At 71.7% G+C, this 18989-nt stretch carries 17 protein-coding genes; 7 read left to right on the forward strand and 10 right to left on the reverse strand.

Annotated features, from left to right (window positions below; genetic code table 11):
- Positions 1 to 65: 65 nt before the first annotated feature.
- The 4 genes from HMPREF2833_RS08785 to HMPREF2833_RS08800 are packed head-to-tail and all read right to left on the reverse strand — an operon-like array spanning position 66 to position 5321.
- Positions 66 to 728: a GntR family transcriptional regulator gene (locus tag HMPREF2833_RS08785; RefSeq protein WP_070637493.1), complete on the reverse strand. Its 663-nt coding sequence runs from the start codon at positions 726 to 728 to the stop codon at positions 66 to 68.
- Positions 725 to 2470, reverse strand: a complete 1746-nt coding sequence (locus tag HMPREF2833_RS08790; protein ID WP_070637495.1) for an acetyl/propionyl/methylcrotonyl-CoA carboxylase subunit alpha — start codon at positions 2468 to 2470, stop codon at positions 725 to 727. The genes HMPREF2833_RS08785 and HMPREF2833_RS08790 overlap by 4 nt, the downstream gene beginning before the upstream one ends.
- The gene (locus HMPREF2833_RS08795) at positions 2467 to 4566 is read right to left on the reverse strand and encodes a 5-oxoprolinase subunit B/C family protein (RefSeq protein WP_070637497.1); all 2100 of its coding nucleotides are present in this window, start codon (positions 4564 to 4566) and stop codon (positions 2467 to 2469) included. Before HMPREF2833_RS08795 ends, HMPREF2833_RS08790 begins: the two co-directional genes overlap by 4 nt.
- Complete coding sequence (locus tag HMPREF2833_RS08800; RefSeq protein WP_070637499.1) at positions 4563 to 5321, reverse strand: LamB/YcsF family protein; 759 nt, start codon at positions 5319 to 5321, stop codon at positions 4563 to 4565. The genes HMPREF2833_RS08795 and HMPREF2833_RS08800 overlap by 4 nt, the downstream gene beginning before the upstream one ends.
- A gap of 165 nt (positions 5322 to 5486) precedes the next feature.
- Between HMPREF2833_RS08800 and HMPREF2833_RS08805 the strand changes: the two genes are divergently transcribed.
- The 3 genes from HMPREF2833_RS08805 (at position 5487) to HMPREF2833_RS08815 (ending at position 8102) form a co-directional block, all read left to right on the forward strand.
- Entirely contained in the window at positions 5487 to 6680 is a 1194-nt protein-coding gene (locus tag HMPREF2833_RS08805) for an LLM class flavin-dependent oxidoreductase (protein WP_070637501.1), read from the forward strand.
- 115 nt (positions 6681 to 6795) lie between these two features.
- On the forward strand, positions 6796 to 7539 hold the full coding sequence (locus HMPREF2833_RS08810; protein WP_070637503.1) for a CE1759 family FMN reductase: 744 nt from the start codon (positions 6796 to 6798) through the stop codon (positions 7537 to 7539).
- A gap of 5 nt (positions 7540 to 7544) precedes the next feature.
- Positions 7545 to 8102, forward strand: a complete 558-nt coding sequence (locus tag HMPREF2833_RS08815) for a MarR family winged helix-turn-helix transcriptional regulator (protein ID WP_246829105.1) — start codon at positions 7545 to 7547, stop codon at positions 8100 to 8102.
- A gap of 64 nt (positions 8103 to 8166) precedes the next feature.
- Here the strand turns inward: HMPREF2833_RS08815 and HMPREF2833_RS08820 are convergent, their stop codons facing one another.
- Together HMPREF2833_RS08820 and HMPREF2833_RS12730 are read right to left on the reverse strand one after the other, a co-directional pair.
- On the reverse strand, positions 8167 to 8664 hold the full coding sequence (locus HMPREF2833_RS08820; RefSeq protein WP_070637505.1) for a GNAT family N-acetyltransferase: 498 nt from the start codon (positions 8662 to 8664) through the stop codon (positions 8167 to 8169).
- Positions 8665 to 8741: 77 nt separating this feature from the next.
- A complete protein-coding gene (locus HMPREF2833_RS12730) occupies positions 8742 to 9083 on the reverse strand; it encodes a hypothetical protein (RefSeq protein WP_070637507.1) in 342 nt (113 codons plus the stop codon).
- 725 nt (positions 9084 to 9808) lie between these two features.
- On the opposite strand from HMPREF2833_RS12730, the gene HMPREF2833_RS08830 reads away from it, so the two are divergent.
- Together HMPREF2833_RS08830 and HMPREF2833_RS08835 are read left to right on the forward strand one after the other, a co-directional pair.
- Positions 9809 to 10144, forward strand: a complete 336-nt coding sequence (locus tag HMPREF2833_RS08830; protein ID WP_101888111.1) for a YdeI/OmpD-associated family protein — start codon at positions 9809 to 9811, stop codon at positions 10142 to 10144.
- Between the two features lie 294 nt (positions 10145 to 10438).
- Positions 10439 to 11998 (forward strand): amino acid permease, encoded by a 1560-nt coding sequence (locus HMPREF2833_RS08835; RefSeq protein ID WP_070637509.1) that lies wholly within the window; start codon positions 10439 to 10441, stop codon positions 11996 to 11998.
- Positions 11999 to 12109: 111 nt separating this feature from the next.
- Here the strand turns inward: HMPREF2833_RS08835 and HMPREF2833_RS08840 are convergent, their stop codons facing one another.
- Positions 12110 to 13351 carry an MFS transporter gene (locus HMPREF2833_RS08840; RefSeq protein ID WP_070637511.1) on the reverse strand — a complete coding sequence of 414 codons (1242 nt, stop codon included), beginning with the start codon at positions 13349 to 13351 and terminating at the stop codon, positions 12110 to 12112.
- A gap of 274 nt (positions 13352 to 13625) precedes the next feature.
- Between HMPREF2833_RS08840 and HMPREF2833_RS08845 the strand changes: the two genes are divergently transcribed.
- Together HMPREF2833_RS08845 and HMPREF2833_RS08850 are read left to right on the forward strand one after the other, a co-directional pair.
- Positions 13626 to 14060 carry an acyl-CoA thioesterase gene (locus HMPREF2833_RS08845; protein WP_082142091.1) on the forward strand — a complete coding sequence of 145 codons (435 nt, stop codon included), beginning with the start codon at positions 13626 to 13628 and terminating at the stop codon, positions 14058 to 14060.
- Positions 14057 to 14971: an SMP-30/gluconolactonase/LRE family protein gene (locus tag HMPREF2833_RS08850; RefSeq protein ID WP_070637513.1), complete on the forward strand. Its 915-nt coding sequence runs from the start codon at positions 14057 to 14059 to the stop codon at positions 14969 to 14971. Before HMPREF2833_RS08845 ends, HMPREF2833_RS08850 begins: the two co-directional genes overlap by 4 nt.
- Before the next feature lie 232 nt (positions 14972 to 15203).
- On the opposite strand, the gene HMPREF2833_RS08855 is transcribed toward HMPREF2833_RS08850, so the two are convergent.
- From HMPREF2833_RS08855 to HMPREF2833_RS08865, 3 genes are read right to left on the reverse strand one after another with little or no spacing between them, the layout of a single operon-like run.
- Positions 15204 to 16883 (reverse strand): dipeptide ABC transporter ATP-binding protein, encoded by a 1680-nt coding sequence (locus HMPREF2833_RS08855; protein ID WP_371441075.1) that lies wholly within the window; start codon positions 16881 to 16883, stop codon positions 15204 to 15206.
- A 5-nt stretch (positions 16884 to 16888) separates the two neighbouring features.
- Positions 16889 to 17989 carry an ABC transporter permease gene (locus HMPREF2833_RS08860; RefSeq protein ID WP_019310765.1) on the reverse strand — a complete coding sequence of 367 codons (1101 nt, stop codon included), beginning with the start codon at positions 17987 to 17989 and terminating at the stop codon, positions 16889 to 16891.
- A complete protein-coding gene (locus HMPREF2833_RS08865) occupies positions 17982 to 18908 on the reverse strand; it encodes an ABC transporter permease (protein ID WP_070637516.1) in 927 nt (308 codons plus the stop codon). Before HMPREF2833_RS08865 ends, HMPREF2833_RS08860 begins: the two co-directional genes overlap by 8 nt.
- Between the last annotated feature and the right edge of the window lie 81 nt (positions 18909 to 18989).

The raw sequence follows: 18989 nt of genomic DNA on the forward strand, positions 1-18989 counted from the left end.
GGCCGCCCCGGGCGCACAGACCGGCGCGTGGTCCGACACCGCAGCCGGTCTCGTCCCCACCGGTCTCACCCCAGCTGGTCGAGGATCTCGTCCCGCGCGTCACCCAGGGAGTCCCGCAGCAGCTCGACGGCGCGGCTCCGGTCGCCGGACTCCAGCGCGGTGAGCACCTCGGCGTTGCGCACGGCGTAGCGCGCGTGGAACCCCCGGTCCTCGAGCATCGCGTGGAACACCAGGCGCATCCTGGCCAGGGCGCGGTCCATGTCCGCGAGCAGCGCCCGCGAGCCGACGGCCTCCACCAGGCTCCGGTGGAACCGCTGGTTCGCGTCCGCCATGCCGGCCACGTCCGCGCCGTCCCGCGCCGTCAGGGCCGCGGCCACGATCGAGCGGAGCCGCTCCAGCCGTCCCGCGTCCACGGCGCCCCACAGCACCGCCCCGGACTCGAGGATGCCCCGAGCGGCATAGAGGTCCCGGACGTCCTCTGCGGTGGGTTGCGCCACGAACACGCCCCGGTGGGGGATCCGCAGCACCAGACCCTCCGCCGCGAGCATGGCGAAGCACTCCCGCAGGGTGTTGCGGGAGATCCCGAGCTCGGCGGCCACGGCGTGCTCGGACAGTTTGGCACCCGGAGACAGCGCGCCGTCGGCGATCAGGGCCCGCAGCCGGGCGGCGGCGTGGGCGCCGGCCTGGGCCTCCTCCTGCGGCTCGGGCGCGGCGGACGGGCCGCTCACGCGATCTCCGCGATCTTCTGACCCGTGCGCACGGCGTCGCCCTCGGACACGTCTCCACGGCGGAGGGTTCCAGCGCGGTGGGCCTTCACGGGGGTCTCCATCTTCATGGCCTCCACCACCAGCACGGGCTGACCCTCCGTGACCTCCTCACCGTCCTGCGCGAGCCACGTGACCACCGTGCCGTTCATGGGCGCGGTCAGGGCTGTCTCGTTCTGCGCGTCCGACGCCGGTGCCGCACCGTCCTGCCCCGGCTCGCCCTGAACCCCGGCGCCGCCGCGGACCAGGGCCTGGGCAAGGCGCGCGGGCAGGCCCACCCGCACTGCGCGCCCGTCCACCTCGAGCGTGAACGTGGTGCGCTGGGCGGCCTCGGGATCGAGGTGGGGGGAGGTCTCGAGGTCCTGCGCGAACTCGTCCTCGATCCAGGTGGTGTAGACGCCCAGCTGATCGGGGGAGGTGAACGCGGGCTCGTCCAGCACGGCGCGGTGGAAGGGCACCACGGTGGGCAGCCCGCGGATCGAGAGCTCGCGCAGAGCGGCGCGGGAGCGCACCACGGTCTGGGCCCGGTCCTCGCCCCACACGATGAGCTTGGCCAGCAGCGAGTCGTACTCGGCGGGGACCACGGAGCCGGAGCGCACACCGGTGTCCACGCGCACCCCCGCGCCCGTGGGGGCCTCGAACGCCTCCACGGTGCCCGGGGTGGGCAGGAAGCCCAGGGCGGGGTCCTCCGCGTTGAGCCGGAACTCGATCGCGTGGCCGTGCGGGGCGGGGTCCTCGGTGGTGCTCAGCGGCAGGCCCTCCGCGACTCGGAACTGCTCGCGCACCAGGTCCACTCCGGCGGTCGCCTCGGTCACGGGGTGCTCCACCTGCAGACGCGTGTTGACCTCCAGGAAGGAGATCAGCCCGTCCGGTGCCACGAGGTACTCCACCGTGCCGGCACCGGTGTACCCGGCCTCGCGGCAGATGGCCCGGGCAGACTCGTGCAGCGTGGTGCGCTGCTCGTCCGTGAGGAACGGCGCCGGGCCCTCCTCCACGAGCTTCTGGTGACGGCGCTGCAGCGAGCAGTCGCGCGTGCCCATGACCACCACGTTGCCGTGGGTGTCCGCCACCACCTGGGCCTCCACGTGGCGCGGGCGGTCCAGGAACCGCTCCACGAAGCACTCCCCGCGTCCGAACGCGGTGGTGGCCTCGCGTACGGCGGCGTCGAACGCGGACTCCACGTCCGCGAGCTCCCGGGCAATGCGCATGCCGCGTCCGCCCCCGCCGAAGGCCGCCTTGATGGCGATCGGCAGGCCGTGCTCCTCCGCGAACGCGCTGGCCTCGGCGGCGTCGGCCACGGGACCGTCCGTGCCCGGCACGAGCGGGGCCCCGGCGCGCACGGCGATCTCCCGCGCGGTGACCTTGTTGCCGAGCGCCTCGATCACGTCCGCGCTCGGGCCGATCCACGTGAGGCCGGCGGCCACGACGGCGCGCGCGAAGTCCGCGTTCTCCGACAGGAACCCGTAGCCCGGGTGCACGGCGTCCGCCCCGCAGCGTTCCGCCACGGCCAGCACGGCGGGGATGCTGAGGTAGGTGTCGGCGGAGGCGGAGCCGGGGAGGGCATATGCTTCGTCGGCCATGTGGACGTGCATCGCGTCCGCGTCCGGCTCGGAGTACACGGCCACCGAGCTGAGCCCGGCGTCCGAGCACGCGCGGGCCACGCGCACGGCGATCTCCCCGCGGTTGGCGATCAGAACCTTCTTCATGCGGTGTCTCCTGACGTGGGCTGCTCCGCGGGGACGGTCGCGGTGGGGATGGGCGCCGTTGCGGGTTGCGGCATTCCGCGCTCGGTCGTGTGGGATGCGGAGGCGGTGCTGGGTGCCGGTGCCGCCCCGTGGGGCGGTGCGCCCTCCGGTGGCCTCGTCGCCCGTTCCCGGATGCCGCGAATGCCCGCTGGGGGCGTCGAGGTGGGACGGGTGCGCTGCATCATCCCGTGGCTCTGCGCACCGCCCTGAGGGCTCGCGAGCGCCGCGTCCCCGGGTGGGTGCGGGACCGGGTGGAACCGCACCGCAGAACCGGGGAGCAGCTGCGCCGCGAGCGGCAGGTCCTGCGGCAGCACCACCGCGATCACGGGATAGCCCCCGGTCACGGGGTGATCCGCGAGGAAGAGCACCGGCACACCGGAGTGGGGCACCTGCAGGGAACCGGCCACCACGCCCTCGCTGGCCAGTTCGTCCTTTCGGCTGCGCGCGAGACCGCCCTCCGGTGGTGTCTCGAAGCGCACGCCCACGCGGTTGGAGTCACTGCTGACACGCCACGTCCGCTCGCGCAGCGCGGAGAGGGCCTCGGGGCTGAACCAGTCCTCACGGGGGCCCGGGAGCACGCGGAGCACGGTGGTCTCCGCCGCGGTGGGAACGTGCACCGCCGGTTCCTCGGGGTGGCCCACGGCTCGGCCCGGCGCGGCTGGGAGCACCGGCAGCATGTCACCAGCGGCCAGGGGAGCGGGCCCGATCCCGGACATCACGTCCGTGGCACGGCTGCCGAGCACCGGGGTCGTGTCGAGACCTCCGGAGACCGCGAGGTAGCTGCGCAGCCCCGCGCTCGGGGTGTCCAGGGCGAGCTGCTCGCCGTCGTACAGGGCGAACGGCGTGCAGAACGGGGCGGCGCGCTCGGTCTCTCCGCCGGTGATCCGGGCGCCCACGGGCGCCCCGGTGAGGGCGAGCACGTGGTGGCCCCGGGCCGTGAGCCGCAGCCCGCCCATGGTGACCTCGAGGACCGCGTCCGAGCTGGCATTGCCCACGATCCGATTGGCTTGCATCGCGGAGGCGCGGTCCGCCGCACCGGACGCCACCACGCCCAGGTCCCCCAGCGCGGGACGGCCCAGGTCCTGGACCAGGGTCTGCATCCCGGGGTCCTCGACCACCAGGGCGTGCCCACCGTGGTCAGCGAGGGAGCCATCCGCCGCGCTGATGGGTTCCAGACCGTCGGCGTGCTCACGGCCGGACGTGTCGCAGCCCGGACCCGCGGTGTTCTGGCCCGGGCCGTCCCCCGACTGAATGGCGGGAGCGGAGTCCCCGGGGAGCTGCGGGTCGCCGCGCAGCTCGGGGGCGGTGTCGTCGGTCACCGTGACGAGGTCGCGAACGGCACGGAAGCGCACGGTGTCCCCGGGGCGGATCAGCGCGGGGGAGTCCCGGTGGGTGTCCCACAGGACGGCGTCCGTGCGCCCGATCAGCTGCCACCCGCCCGGTGAGCGCTGGGGGTAGATCGCGGAGAAGACGCCCGCGAGCGCCACGGACCCCGCGGGCACGGCGGTGCGGGGGGTGTCCCGGCGGGGGACGTCCAGGGGGTTGCCCGGTGCGCTGAGGTACGCGAAGCCGGGGGCGAAGCCGCCGAACGCGGCGGTCCACTCCGCGCCGGTGTGGGTGTTCACCACGCCCTGCTCGCTGAGCCCGGTGAGCCGGGCGACCTCGGCGAGGTCGGCGCCGTCGTAGACCACGGGGATCTCCACGGTCTTGCCCCCGGCCTCCCGCTTCTCGCGGGGTTGGGCGGTGGCGACGCCGCTCGCGGCCTTCCGCGCCGACCGTGCGTCCGTGAAGGTCACCAGCACGGTGCGGGCGGCGGCAATCACGTCCGTCTGCCCGGCGAACGGGTGCGCGGTGAGGTGCGCGTGCCAGCGCACGACGTCGGCGAGCTCGCCGCAGTCGAGCAGGAACGCGTGGGTTCCGGCCCAGCGCAGCTCCGGGGCCGGGCGGACCTCGGCGGACGAGGAGGGAACCGTTCCCGTCGTGCCAGGGCGGCCCGTCTGCTGGGCGCCCGGTCCCTGCGCGGCGCGGGGTGTCTGCCGGGGGCGGGGCGCGCTCATGCGAAGGACCGGACGGTGATCCCGGCGCGGTCGAGGCCCGCGCGGACCTCGGCGGCCATCGCGGCGGCGCCGGGGGTGTCCCCGTGCACGCAGATGCTCTCCGCGTGGATCTGCACGGTGGAGCCGTCCACCGCGGTGAGCGTGCCGTCCTCGGCCAGGCGCACCATGCGCTCGGTGACCTGGGCGGCGTCGTGCAGCACCGCACCCGGGTCCCGCCGGGAGACCAGCGTGCCCTCGGGGGTGTAGCCGCGGTCCGCGAACGCCTCCGGCACGGCCCGCAGCCCGGCCTTCTCCGCCGTGCGCAGGGCCACGGAGCCGGGCAGCAGGAGGAGGGGGAGGTCCCCGCCGAAGGCCTTCACGGCGTCCACCACGGCCTGGGCGTGGGCCTCGTGGTGCACGATCGTGTTGTAGAGGGCGCCGTGGGGCTTGACGTAGCGCACGGTGGTGCCCGCGGCTCGGGCCACGGCCTCGAGCGCGCCCATCTGGTACAGGACGTCGTCCGCGAGCTCGGTGGGGGAGCAGTCCAGGAAACGACGGCCGAAGCCCGCGAGGTCCCGGTAGGCCACGTGCGCTCCCACGGTGACCCCGGCGGCCACGGCGTCCCGGCAGGTCTGCGCCATCACGGAGGGGTCTCCGGCGTGGAAGCCGCAGGCCACGTTGGCGCTGGAGACGGAGCGCAAGATGGCGGCGTCGTCCCCCATGCGCCAGGCGCCGAACGACTCGCCCACGTCGCTGTTCAGATCCATGACCGTCATGCGTGACCTCCGTCTCATCGGGTGTGACCCCCCAGCATGCCCGATGGGCCGCAGATTGTTCAACAATCCACCCCGGAATATTTCTCCGGGACGCCGCATTACAGAGGTAGTTCAAATTTGAAGCATCAGGGCGGGGACGGTCCCGCCGCGAAGGAGGCAGGCACCATGCAACTCGGAGTCTTCACCATCGGGGACGTCACCCGGGACCCCACCACGGGCCGCACCCCCACCGAGAACGAGCGCATCAAGGCCACGGTGGCCATGGCCCGCAAGGCCGAGGAGCTGGGGATGGACGTGTTCGCCACCGGCCAGCACCACAACCCGCCGTTCGTGGCTCCCGCGAACCCGCCCGTGCTGCTGGCGGCGGTGGCGGCGCAGACCGAGCGGATCCAGCTGTCCACGGCCACCACGCTGATCACCACCACGGACCCCGTGCGGATCGCGGAGGACTACGCGTACCTGCAGCACCTCGCGGACGGCCGCGTGGACCTCACCATGGGACGCGGCAACACCGGCCCGGTCTACCCGTGGTTCGGCAAGGACATCCGTCAGGGCATCCCGCTGGCCGTGGAGAACTACCAGCTGCTGCACCGGCTGTGGCGCGAGGAGGGCGTGAACTTCTCCGGGCGCTTCCGCACACCGCTGCAGGGCTTCACGTCCACTCCGCGGCCCCTGGACGACGTCCCGCCGTTCGTGTGGCACGGCTCCATCCGCTCCCCGGAGATCCCGGAGCAGGCGGCGTTCTACGGGGACGGGTTCTTCCACAACAACATCTTCTGGAACAAGGAGCACACCGAGCGCATGGTGGCGTTCTACCGCCAGCGCTACGAGTACTACGGCCACGGCTCCGCGGACCAGGCGATCGTGGGCCTGGGCGGGCAGGTGTTCATGGCCAGGAACTCGCAGGACGCGGTGCGCCGGTTCCGGCCCTACTTCGACAACGCGCCGGTGTACGGCCACGGGCCCTCGCTGGAGTCCTTCATGGAGCAGACGCCGCTGACCGTGGGCTCGCCCCAGCAGGTCATCGAGCGCACCCTCTCCTTCCGGGAGTACGCGGGCGACTACCAGCGCCAGCTGTTCCTGGTGGACCACGCGGGCCTGCCGCTCAAGGACGTCCTGGAGCAGATGGACTTCCTGGGAGAGGAGGTCTTCCCGGTGCTGCGCAAGGAGTTCGACGCCGCCCGGCCGGCCCACGTGCCGGAGGCCCCCACCCACGCGTCCCTCGTGGCGCGCCGCGCGGCGGGGGAGGATCCTGTCCCGGGCGGCGGGCCGGACTCGCAGGCGGCCAGGGACCGGGCTGCCAAGGCGGAGGGCGCCACCCGCGGAAACGCCGGGGCGGCGCAGGAGCCCACTGCGTAGCCCGTCCCGCAGGTGCCGCCCCGCGCGGGGCGGCACCTGCGCCGCAGCGACGAGAAGTCCAGGGCAGTCACAAGCACCGAGCAGTCAGAAACACGGAGCAGTCAGGAGACTCGAGATGACCGAGCGACAGAGCATTGCCGTGGTGACCGCGGGCCTGTCCGAGGACGCGTCCACCACGCGCCTGGCGCGGGCGATCGCGCGGGCCGCGAGCGGCGTCGTCGCCCGCGGTGGTGAGGAGCCCGAGGTGCGCGTGGTGGCCCTGCGGGAGATCGCCCACGGGATCACGGACGCCATGCTGACCGGGACGGCTCCCGCCGCGGTGCAGGACGCGCTGGACGCCGTGCTCGCCGCGGACGGGCTGATCGCGGCCACGCCCACCTACAAGGCGAGCTACTCCGGGCTGTTCAAGGCGTTCTTCGACCTCTTCGACGAGGGCGCCCTGGAGAACCTGCCCACCGTGGTGGCCGCGACCGGCGGCTCCCCGCGGCACTCGCTGGTCCTGGACACCGCCCTGCGCCCGCTGTTCAGCCACCTCAAGGCGCTCACCCTGCCCATCGGGGTGTACGCGGCCACCGAGGACTGGGCGGACGCGTCCCTGCAGGCGCGCATCGAGCGGGCCGGGGCGGCGCTCGCCGGCATGCTCGGAGCCGGGGCGCCGGGGCACGACGCCGCCGGGCCGGGTCCCGCGGACGGCACCGGATCCGGGGCCACGGGGGACGGCGGTTCCGCCACAGTCGATGCCTCCATGGAGTCCGTGGGGGCCCGGCGGAACGCGCCGCCGCGCCTGGAGCGTCTTGCACGGGACGAGTTCGCCGCGGTGCCGAACTTCGAGGACCTGCTGGCGGCGGTGCGAGGATGAGCTCCATGTCCCCTGAACCGCGCCAGCCCGAGGACCGTTCCGAACCGAGCGCCGCGGGGGCGACCACCCCGGGGGCGTCCAACCCGGGGCCGGCCACCGGCGCGGAGGAGTCCGACCGCTGGGACACGTGGCGGCTCTACTTCGAGACCACCGCGCTGCTGACGTCCCGGGTCGAGGAACGGCTCAAGGACCAGGGCTGCTCGCTCATGGAGTACCAGCTGCTCCTGCTGCTCCACGAGGCCCCCGGGCGCTGCCTGCGCATGGGGGAGCTGGCCCGCCGCCTGGTGTTCTCGCCGTCGCGGCTGAACTACCAGGTCAAGGTGCTGGGGGAGCGAGGCTGGGTGCAGCGGCGTCGTGCGCCCGGTGACGGCCGCGGCTGGGAGGCCGCGCTGACCGCCGAGGGCGCGCAGGCGTTCCGGCGGCTGCGCCCGGAGCACGCGCGGGACGTGGAGGAGCTCTTCTTCACCGCGCTCACGCAGGACGACGTCGCCCGGCTGGGAGACATCATGGCTCGCCTGGCGCGGGGGCTGGGGGAGGGGCGGAGCGCTCCGGAACGTCGGTAGTGCGGGCGCGGCGCAGCACCACGGGCGGCGCGGTCACCGTGGACGGGTGCCGGTGTGGCGGCGGTCAGCCGATCCAGTAGCGGCGGGTGGGGCGGCCGTTCCCGTCCGGAACCACGTTCTCCAGCACCCCGCCGCAGGCCTCGATGGTTGCGGCGGAGGCCGCGTTGTCGTCGGCGCACGTGACGAGCACCCGCTCCACACCGGCCGCACTCAGGCGTTCCACCGACTGCCGCAGGATTTCCGTGGCGTACCCGCGCCGCCGGAACGCGGGGCCCACGCCGTATCCCACGTGCCCGCCCACGCGGCGCAGGTGGTCGTTGAGCTCGTAGCGGATGGAGGTTCGGCCCACGATCTCGCCATCCACCTCCGCGAGAAGGTACTCCGCTCGGACGAACCCCGGGGCCAGGTCCTCTCCCTGGGACGCGCGGTCCACGGCCGCCAGGACCTCGGGCCACGTCCCCTCGTCCAGGACGAACGAGAAGTCGTCGCGCAGCAGCTGCTCGTGCAGTGCGCGGACCGCAGACTCGTCCTCGGGAGCGGGGCGTCGCAGGGTCAGTGCCATGACCTCATGTTGCCACGGATGCCGTGGGCGCAACCCCCGTACCGGCTGCGCGGTCATGGCCCCGGCTGACGGGGTGTTCACTCACTGGGACCGTAGGTACGGCGGCCCGCGCGCTCGGCGAATTCGTCCAGCGCGGTGAGGACCGCTGGAACCACCCAGACTTTTTGCCCCTTCACCTTGACCGACCGCTCGTGGCGGATCAGTCCCACCGTGGTGAGCTCGTCCACGGTGCGGTAGGCAGTGGCCTTGGGTACTCCGCCGATGCTCTCCAGCATCCCCGCGGTGAAAGCGGGTTCGGAGCAGCAGAACCGCGCGACCGCGCGCAAGGACGCCGTCACTCGTCGGCGGGAGTCAAGAACCCTGTCGTGGAACGCTTCGACGTCAGCCATCAGGATCGACGCGTTGGCGAGTGAGGCCATGGAGGCATCGGAGAAGCACTCGACAATGGCCGTGGGGCGACCAGCTCGGCGTTGCCGCCCACGTGCGCCCCCACCGCCGCGAGGGAGAGCTTCCTGGCGTGCACCGTGAGGTTCTCGATCTGCGAGCTGGTGGCGGATTCGCCACGAAGGAGGACTGCGGAGAACGGCAGGGCAGCCATGCGGTCGGACGTCACCCCGAAGGCTGTCATGGCACGCGTCGCCTCCTGTGCTCTCGCGGCCGCAGCTCCGGAGAGAGCGGGGGTGAGACGGGCGATCTCCGGCACCACTGCGGCGGTGAAATCTCCTCTGTTCTCCAGGAGGGTGCGGCGCGATGCCACGGGATCACGGTGGAGCCAGCGGTGGGTTTCCCGTCCGACGGCGGGCCAGCTCGAGGACGTCATGACAGACCCTTCTCAGAAAAGATCCGCGGATCGTCCCATTAAGCCGCTTAGTGAGACAATTCGCCCCCATTTTCCCACTAAGCGCCATTCTTGTAGAACCAACCGTTGCGGGCCATGGGCCGGGAAGTCACTGCCCCCGGGGCAGATGTGCAGTGCTCGCCGGACTGCTCGACGAGTGGGGCCTGTCCTCACCGCGCCCGGGGCAGATGTGCAGTGCAGAACCTCGTGCGACTACCGGGGAGTGTCTGGCCCCCATCCCGTCCCCGTGGCACACTGCCGGTGATGAGGACGAACCTCACCCATGAGCACGGCAGGGAGAGCACCGTGAGCAAAACACCGCAGACGACGACGCCCGCGCCCGGCAGCGCGCCCGGTGCCGCGGCGTCGGCCCCTGAGCAGACCCCCGAGCTGCCCGGCGGCGTGGTCCACGAGCTGCCCGCGGACCTCGCCGAGGTCCTGCTGACGGAGCCGGAGACCGCCGAGCTGTGGCGCGGGCTGACGCCCCTGGGCCGCAACGAGTTCGTGTGCTGGGTGGAGGACGCCAAGAAGCCCGAGACCCGCGCCCGCCGCATCCGCCGCACGGGCGAGGAGATGCACGAGGGCAAGCGCCGCCCGTGCTGCTGGCCCGGCTGCAAGCACCGGGAGCGCACCGGGCGCTGACACCGGGGCGTCCGTTCCGGCGGCCCCAGTTGCGGTTCAGGCGCGAGACGCCGCCGGGTCCGAGTGGGTCCTGCGTCGCACATTCTGCCCGCTGACCAGCGGTGATGCCGTTCCAGGCGGGCGCGCGGGCGGCGTCGTCCCCGCCTGGGCGGCACCTCCGAGGGGCTGACGAATGGCGCGAAATGGTGAGCCGCACGACACGATCGGGCGGCGCAGCGCTTAGGCTTCCTCTGTGCACCTCGCGGGTCCTGTGCGGAGTGCGTCATCCTCGCAACCGAGAAAAGGTGTACATCCATGGCCTCGCACCCTTCCGACACCCAGCCTTCCGGCGGGCCGGAGACGCGCGCCCAGTTCGTGGCCGAGCAGGAGGGGTACAGCAAGGGGCTCACCACGCGGCAGATCAACATGATCGCGATCGGCAGCTCGATCGGCACGGGTCTGTTCCTGGGTGCCGGTGGCGGGCTGGCCTCGGCCGGTCCCGCCCTGTTCATCCTCTACGCGGTGGCCGGGTTCTTCGGCTACCTGATCCTGCGGCAGCTCGGCGAGCTGGTGATGCACCGGCCGTCCTCCGGCTCCTTCGTGTCCTACACCCGTGAGTTCTACGGGGAGAAGAGCGCGTACTTCGTGGGGTGGATGTACTGGCTCTCCTGGGCCTCCACCACGGTGGTGGACGCCACCGCCATGGCCATCTACGTGAAGTGGTTCGGGCAGTACAGCCAGTTCATCGCGGACCTGCCGCAGTGGCTGCTGGCCGCGGTGGTGCTCGTGGTGGTCATGGCCACCAACCTGATCTCCGTGAAGGTCTTCGGGGAGATGGAGTTCTGGTTCGCGGTGGTGAAGGTCTCCGCGCTGGTGGTGTTCCTGATCGTGGGCATCTGCTTCGTGCTCTTCGGGACCCCCACGGGCGCACCCACCGGGTTCTCCCTGATCAGCGAGAACGGGGGCTTCCTCCCCAACGGTCTGCTGCCCGCGCTCGTGGTCTCGCAGGGTGTGGTCTTCGCGTACTCGGGCATCGAGCTCGTGGGCATCACCGCGGGTGAGACCAAGGACCCGCGCAAGACCATTCCCAAGGCGATCAACACGGTGATCCTGCGCATCGCGCTGTTCTACGTGGGGTCCGTCCTGCTGCTCACGCTGCTGCTGCCCTACACGGCGTACTCCGCGGACGAGTCCCCGTTCGTCACGTTCTTCGACTCCATCGGGATCCAGGGCATTGCGCCCATCATGCAGCTCGTGGTCATCACCGCGGCGCTGTCATCCCTCAACGCGGGGCTCTACTCCACGGGGCGCATCGTGCACTCCATGGCCATGGCCGGCTCCGCGCCCAGATTCACCGGCAGGATGACGCGCTCGGGTGTTCCCGCGGGCGGCATCCTGCTCACGGTGGGCGTGGGAGCGCTCGGTGTGATCCTCAACTACTACGTCCCGGAGGACGCCTTCAGCATCGTGCTGAACATCTCCGCGATCGGCATCCTGGTGGGCTGGGCGGCCATTACGCTCCCGCACCAGAAGTTCGTGCGCCTCGCCCGGCAGGGCCACTACGAGCGTCCGGCCTACCGCTCACCGTTCGCGCCCTGGACCAACTGGCTCACCATGGTGTTCCTGGTGGGCGTGCTGGTCCTCGTGGCCTTCGACTACCCGCTGGGCACCCTCACGGTCGCCTCGATGGCGCTCGTGATCCCCATCCTGATCGTCGGCTGGTTCATGGTGCGCAAGCGCGTGCGGGCCATCGCGGCCGAGCGCGAGGGCTACACGGGCGCGTTCCCCGTGGTCGTGGGGACTCCGGGTGCGGAGAGCGAACGACGCCGCGCCGCCCGTCGTACCGGGCGCCCCGGGGACGCGGACCGGCAGTAGCCGCCCCGTCCCCCTCGTCGGAGGACGCCGCCCCGTCCCTCGCGGTCGACGACGCCGCCCCGGCCGCTCCGGGGCGGCGTCGCCATCCGTGGGGTCCAGCGGGGGACGCGCTCACCGGCCCCGCAGCGCCGTGGCGGTCGTGAGGGCCACGAGCAGCATGGCGGCCACACCCAGCCCCGAGAAGCCCACTGCGGCTAGCACGGGACCGGCAAGGGCCCCGCCGGCCGCGCCGCACAGGTTCATCACGAGGTCCGAGGTGCCCTGAAGCCCGGGCCGGTCGTGGGTCGCCACGGACTCGGTGACCATGGTGGAACCGGCCACGGTGGACACGGACCAGCCGAGCCCCAGCAGGACGAGTGCGGCGAGCACGAACCCGTGCTGGTCCGGGCCCAGCCAGGTGAGCACCAGTGCCGCCACGAGAAGCCCCTGCCCCAGCAGCACCGTGCTCACACGCCCGATCGCGTCCGCGAGCCATCCGAACACCGGCGAGAGCGCGTACATCCCGGCCACGTGCAGGGAGATGGTCAGACCCACCACGGACAGCGTGGCGCCGTGGCTGGTCAGGTGCACCGGGGTCATGGACATCACGCTCACCATCACCGCGTGGGACAGTGCGACCACCAGCACGGCTCGCCGCGCGGCGGGCACGGTGCGCAGCAGGGTGAACCCGCCCGCGGGGTCCGGCCTGTTCGCCACGGACCCGCCCCGGGCCAGGGCCACGGCCAGGGGGTCCGGGCGCAGCCCCACGAAGTACACCGCGGCACCCAGGCACTGCGCGCACAGGGCGATCACGAACCCGCCCGTGAACGGCGGCAGCCCCAGCGCGCGGCCGATCGCCTCGCCGGGACCGAAGAGGTTGGGGCCCACCACGGCTCCCACGGTGGTGGACCACACCACCAGGGAGAGGTCCCGCGCCCGCGTGCGGGGGGCGGCCGCGTCCGTGGCCGCGAAGCGGGACTGCAGGTTCAGGGCGGTGCCCGCACCCAGCAGCCCCATGCCCACGAGCAGCGCCGGGAGCACGTTCAGGGTCGAGGCCACCACGATGACGGCCGCCCCCAGGACCGCCACGAGGGCCCCGGTGGTCAGCGACACCCGGCGGCCCCGGCGCTGCGCGAGCCGCGCCAGCGGGATGGCCTCCAGTGCCGCACCCAGGGTGTTCATGGTGGACGCCATGCCGGACAGGGCACTGTTGCCGGAGACCTCCGTGATCAGCAGCGCCCCCAGGGCCAGCGTGGCCCCGGTGCCGAGCCCGCCCAGGATCTGACCCAGCGCGAGCACGGTCAGCACCCGGCGCTGGAATCCCGGCCCGGGGTCCTGCCGCTCGGCGCTCGCGGCCCGCGTGGTGGCACTCATGACCGCATCATCGCGGACGACGCCGCCGCGCGCCACCGTGCCGCCCGCACCGGACGCGCGTCGGCAGTGGTGCGCAGCGTGCGGGAGCCCGGGCGGCGGGTTGGTGCGCGTGCGGTGGGCTGGTGTGTCTGCGGTGGGCTGGTGCGTGTGCGGGGGAGACCGGCGCTCCTGCCAGGGGCGGACGGCCGGACAGGACCCGGTACGCGGCGTGCGGGGGCTGCGGAGCGGCGTCGTCGTTGCGCGGCCCCGAGCCCGCCCGCATAGGCTGGGGCGCATGAGACAGCCCGGCGACATCTCGTTCCGCACACGCAAGTGGGTCAAGCCCGAGGACCTCAACGCCAACGGCACCCTGTTCGGGGGTTCGCTGCTGCGGTGGATCGACGAGGAGGCTGCGATCTACGCGATCGTGCAGCTGGGCAACCGGCGGGCGGTCACCAAGTACATGTCGGAGATCGAGTTCGTGTCCTCCGCCGTGGAGGGGGACCTCATCGAGATGGGCCTCACGGCCACCCGGTTCGGGCGCACGTCCCTGACCATGCGCGCTCAGGTGCGCAACATGATCACGCGCGAGCTGATCCTGAGCATCGACAAGATCGTGTTCGTGAGCCTGGACGAGAACGGCGAGCCCGTGCCGCACGGCTACACGGAGATCACCTACGACCGTGACCGTATTCCCGCACCCACCAGCCCGAGGAGGCCGCAACCGTGAACCAGCTGACAGCGCAGAGGATCACCCCGTCCTGGATGCACCACGCCGAGGGGCCGTGCTGGAGCCGGACGTGGGGCGGGCTGGCCTGGGTGGACATGCTCGCCGGGGACGTCATGACGTTCACCCCGGAGGACCAGCCGCGCCGGCAGCACGTGGGGGACGTGGCCGCGTGCGTGCGTCCCCGGGCGGGCGGCGGGCAGATCGTCGCCGTGGAACGGGGGATCGTCCTCACGGATGCCACCGCAACGGTGGAGCGCGAGATCGGCCTGTGGGAGACCCCGGACATCCGCATGAACGAGGGCGGTGTGGCCCCGGACGGCTCCTTCTACGTGGGCTCCATGGCGTACGACCAGGCCGAGGGCGCCGCCACCCTGTACCGCGTGGCCACGGACCTCACGTGGGAGCCCGTGCTCGAGGGCGTGAGCATCTCCAACGGGATCGCGTGGTCCCCGGACGGCACGCTGGCCTACTACAACGACACCCCCACCCACGAGGTCTCCGTGTTCGACTGGAGCGCTGAGGGCGGGCTGCGCAACCGTCGCACGTTCGTGGCTCCCGTGCTGGACGAGCACGCGGCCGCGGCCGCCACGGACCCGGAGGAGACCTACGAGCCGGGCAGCGTGTCCGTGAGCCCGGACGGTCTCACCGTGGACTCCGAGGGCGCCGTGTGGGTGGCCCTCAACGGCGCGGGCCAGGTGCACCGCTACCTCCCGGACGGCACCCTGGACACCGTGGTCACGGTGGGCGCCAAGCAGACCACCGCGTGCGCCCTGGGCGGCGAGGACCTGCGCACGCTCTACATCACGACGTCGCGTGAGAACCTCCCGGACCACGTCCAGCCCACTGCGGGCTCGCTCTACGCCGTGCGCGTGGCCGTCCCCGGGCAGGTCACCGCGGCGTTCGGGGGCTGAGCCCCCTGTCACGTGCCCCGCGGCTCGGCGGGGCACTGTGGCGCCGGGCGAAGGGAGGACGGCGGTTCCGAGCTGTCATCCCGGTGCCGGGTCTCCCAGCCGCACCGTGTGGGGTGCCCCGCTCGAGACGGCGCCCCGAATGACGAAGCGCCCGGTGCCACGTGGATCGTGGCACCGGGCGCTCGTCCGTTCCGTCCGGCCCTGCGGAGCTGCCCGCGGGACCGGTCCCCGCTCAGCCGGCCGTGAGCAGACCCGCTCCGGGGATCGCCGCCAGCAGCTGGCGGGTGTACTCCGTCTGGGGATTCTCGAACACGGAGTCGGTGGAACCCCGCTCGACCAGTGAACCCTTCTGCATGACGCACACGTTGTCCGCGATCTGGCGGACCACCGCGAGGTCGTGCGTGATGAACAGGTACGTGAGACCCAGCTCGTGCTGCAGCTCGGCCAGCAGGTTGAGGATCTGCGCCTGCACCAGCACGTCCAGGGCGGAGACGGCCTCGTCGCAGACCACGAGCTCCGGGTTGAGCGCGAGGGCGCGGGCGATCGCCACGCGCTGGCGCTGGCCACCCGAGAGCTCGTTGGGGTACCGGGCGAGCATGGACTGGGGCAGGGAGACCTGGTCCATGAGCTCCCGGACCTTGTTCTCCCGTTCCTTGGACGTCCCCACGCCGTGGACCTTCAGCGGCTCCTCGATCGTGCGGTAGATGTTGTACATCGGGTCCAGGGAACCGTAGGGGTCCTGGAAGATCGGCTGCACCCGGCGCCGGAAAGCGAACATCTCCTTGCCCTTGAGTCGCGCCACGTCCTGGCCGTCGAAGACGATCGACCCGGAGGTGATCGGCTCCAGGCCGAGCATCATCTTGGCCACGGTGGACTTGCCGGAACCGGATTCACCCACCACCGCGGTGGTGGTGCCGCGGGGAATGTCGAAGGACACCTTGTCCACCGCCGTGAAGTCCTCGGACCGGCCCCAGGACCCGCGCAGCTTGTAGACCTTCGTCAGATCCTTGACCTGGACGAAGTCCTGTCGCAGCGCGGTCTGCATGGCCGTCTGCGGGCGCTCCGCGAGCAGGTCCTCGGACTCCTCCCCGCGGGTGCGGGCCACCTCGATGCGCCGGGACGCCAGCGAGGGCGCGGAGTCCACGAGCTTCTGGGTGTAGGGGTGGCGCGGGGTGCGCAGCAGCTGCAGCGCCGGGCCCGCCTCCACCACGCGGCCCTTGTACATCACCACGACCTTCTGGGCGCGCTCCGCGGCGAGGCCCAGGTCGTGGGTGATCAGCAGCACCGCGGTGCCCAGCTTGTCCGTCATGGTCTGGAGGTGGTCCAGGATGGTGCGCTGCACCGTGACGTCCAGGGCCGAGGTGGGCTCGTCCGCGATCAGCAGCCTCGGCTGGCACGAGAGCCCGATCGAGATCAGGGCTCGCTGGCGCATGCCACCGGAGAACTCGTGCGGGTACTGCTTCGCGCGCTTCTCCGCGTCCGGCAGACCGGCCTGGCTCAGCACCCGGGCGACGTCCTCGTCCTTCGCGGGCAGCCCGTTGGCCTTGAGCGTCTCCCGGACCTGGAAGCCCACCTTCCACACGGGGTTGAGGTTGGACATCGGATCCTGCGGGACCATGCCGATCTGGCTGCCGCGCAGCTTGACCTTGCGCTTCTCGCTGGCGTGCGTGATGTCCTCGCCGTCGAAGATGATCTGACCCGAGTTCACGCGGCCGTTGGCGGGCAGCAGCCCGATCGCGGCCAGGGCCGACGTGGACTTGCCCGAGCCGGACTCACCCACGATGGCCACGGTCTCCCCGGGCATCACGGTGAAGTTCGAGTCCTCGACGGCCTGCACCTCGCCCGTGGCGGTGGTGAACGCGATCCCGAGATCGCGGACCTCCAGCAGGGGACGGTTCTTCTCCTCAGACATGTTCATCACTTCTTCCGGGCCTTGGGATCCAGCGCGTCACGCAGCGCGTCCCCGAGCATGATGAAGCTCAGGACGGTCAGCGAGAGTGCCAGGCCGGGCCAAAATACGGGCATCGGGTTCGAGCGGAAGGCGTCCTTCGCGTCCGAGATGTCGTTGCCCCAGCTCATGGTGCTGGCCGGGAGGCCGATGCCGAGGTAGGACAGGGTGGACTCGGCCACGATGAACGTGCCCAGCGAGATCGTGGCGATCACGATCACCGGTGCCATGGCGTTCGGGATGATGTGGCGCACCAGGATGCCGAACGAGGAGACGCCCAGGGAGCGGGCGCTGACCACGTAGTCCGCGTTGCGCACCTCGACCACCGCCCCGCGCATGATGCGCGCGATCTGTGGCCAGCCGAAGAGCACCAGCACCACCACCAGGGTCCAGACCCCGCGGTTGGCCTTGAAGAACGGCAGCTGCATGACCACGAGTGCCCCCAGGATCAGGGGCAGGGCGAAGAAGATGTCACCCAGTCGCGCGAGGATCGCGTCGAGCCAGCCGCCGAAGTAGCCGGCCAGGGCACCGATGATGCCGCCGATGATGACCACACCGATGGTCGTGAACAGGCCCACCATCAGCGAGGCCCGGGTTCCGGCGATCACGCGCGAGTACACGTCGCAGCCCTGGGCGGTGAAGCCCATGGGGTGTCCCGGGGTGGCCTTGCCGTTGGAGTTCTCGAGCAGGCACTGGGTCGAGGCCGCGGAGGGGTCCTCGGTCCAGAACAGCTGCGGGAAGAGGGCCACCACGATCACCAGGACGATCAGCAGCGCCGCGATGATGAAGGTGGGCTTCTTCCGCAGCTGCCGCCAGGCATCGCGCCACAGGCTCACGGGCGCGCCCTCGGCCGAGCGGGAGTCCGTGGCCGCCACGGGAGTCTGTGCCACGTCCGCGACGAAGTGCTCCATCATGACGCCGGTGCTCAGCCCACCCAGGTCCTTCTGGTGGGAGCCGGCCGGGGCGTCGGCGGTCTCCCGGATCTCCCGGGCGGCGGCCTCGTGGGAGCGGGCCTCGGGGTTCAGGTCCCGGCCCGCGGAGTCGTTGTTCTCGAAGTTGTTCTCAGGCATAACGGATCCTCGGGTCGAGCCAGGCGTAGAGGAGGTCAACCAGCAGATTGGCCACGCAGAAGATGATGACCATCACGGACACCACGGAGACGACCATGGGTGCGTCCCCGAGGGTCAGGGCCTTGTACAGCTGATTGCCGATGCCGGGGACGTTGAAGATGCCCTCGGTGACGATCGCGCCGCCCATCAGAGCTCCCAGGTCCATGCCCAGGAAGGTGGCCACGGGGATCATCGAGTTGCGCAGGATGTGCACCCGGATCACACGGCCGCGGGTCAGGCCCTTGGCCGTTGCGGTGCGCACGTAGTCCGCGCTGGCGTTCTCCGCCACGGCGGTGCGGGTCAGGCGCAGCACCTGGGCGAAGGAGACCAGGCCCAGCACGATGCCCGGCAAGATCAGGTCGCTCCAGTCCGCGGCGCCGGAGACCGTGGGTTTCGCGAGCCCCCACTTGACGCCCACGAAGTACTGCATCACGAAGCCGAGCACGAAGATCGGGACGGCGATGACGATCAGCGAGACCACCAGGACGGTCGAGTCGAACCAGCCGCCCTTCTTCAGTCCGGCGTAGAGGCCGAAGGTGATGCCGAAGATGGCCTCGAAGACCAGCGCGATGATCGCGAGTCGGACGGTCGCCGGGAACGCGTCCGCGAGCACCTCACTGATCTCGCGTCCGGAGAAGTTCACGCCCAGGTCACCGGTCAGCAGACCGCCGATGTAGCTGAAGTACTGGACGAAGAACGGGTCGTTCAGGTGGTACTGCTCGGTCAGCGCGGCGGCGACACCGGGCGTGCAGCCCTTGTCCCCGCACAGCGCGTCCAGCGGATCACCGGGGGTCATGAAGACCAGGAAGTAGACCAGCAGCGTGGCTCCGAAGAACACGGGGATCAGCTGCAGAAGTCTTTTGACCAGATACCAGGCCAAGAGTCGCTCCTCTCTGGAACACGGGGACAGGGAGGCGCCAAGGTCACGCGCCTCCCTGCTCCGTGTGCTTTAGGGGGTCAG

It is taken from the genome of Kocuria sp. HMSC066H03 (assembly GCF_001812045.1).
Taxonomy (GTDB): Bacteria; Actinomycetota; Actinomycetes; order Actinomycetales; family Micrococcaceae; genus Kocuria; species Kocuria rhizophila.